1 protein-coding gene is annotated in these 820 nt (G+C 34.5%); it reads right to left on the bottom strand.

All coding sequences use genetic code 11. The features are described 5' to 3' along the window. Nucleotides 1-388: 388 nt before the first annotated feature. Nucleotides 389-763 (bottom strand): DNA replication terminus site-binding protein, encoded by a 375-nt coding sequence (locus HUS61_RS21970; protein ID WP_175083682.1) that lies wholly within the window; start codon nucleotides 761-763, stop codon nucleotides 389-391. Nucleotides 764-820 lie beyond the last annotated feature (57 nt).

Genomic DNA, 820 nt, shown 5'->3' with positions numbered 1-820 from the left:
GCCAAGGTCGCCGAGAATGAAGATACGGTAATGATGTATATAAAAGGGCAGCCTTACATCCAATTAGATGGTGGAGAGTGGACCAAGTATCCGACTAATTAGATCGAGTAGGGGAATGTATCCTAAACACTTTTAAGAAGTTAATGTGTTTAGGTCCTCAGTTTTATTAATTTATTTGGACCGTACGAGAAATTTTCAATATCAACAAGTGACAGAAAGTTTAACAATATTTAACCTAATTCGTTTAATTGACAAATTATTGTGATTTTCTATCAATTTTATTGTGTTTTGGAACTTTCTTGTGGCTTAATGGATACTTGGTTTAGCTTTAAAGTCCGCATCATACAAAATTAATAATGTTGTAGAAAATATTCAATTACAAACTCATTCAACAAGTTTCATTTATAACATAGAGCCTTTTTATCAAGTAATTGTAATGTTCAGTTTTACTTGTTGATTTTGCCTTTATATAACTCTTTAATGGAGAGACTTTACAAGGCTCATCACCGAATATAATGATAGGTACATGGCCATAAAACATAACCGTGTAAGTGTCATCAGTGAAAGAAACGTTAAGCTTAGGTGTAATTGGCAAAGGTCTTTTCACCTTGATAAATTCGCCTGGTTTTGATTTCACTAATTCAATTTCTTTTTCAACCCATGGCGCCCATTCAGATCTAGTTTTGCCTGAAGGAGGGTTATCTTTACTGCCGGCTAAATACGTTAGAAACTCTTCTTTGTTAGTAACCGTAACAGCAACCACACCTAGGCATGTTTTTGCAGATGGCCTAATTTATCACCACGTTTCAACTAACGAGGT

Origin of the sequence: Pseudoalteromonas sp. 0802, assembly GCF_013350085.1 — a bacterium.
Taxonomy (GTDB): domain Bacteria; phylum Pseudomonadota; class Gammaproteobacteria; order Enterobacterales; family Alteromonadaceae; genus Pseudoalteromonas.
The sequence above is the reverse complement of the archived record's forward strand: the minus strand, read 5'-3'. Positions and strand labels throughout refer to the sequence as shown.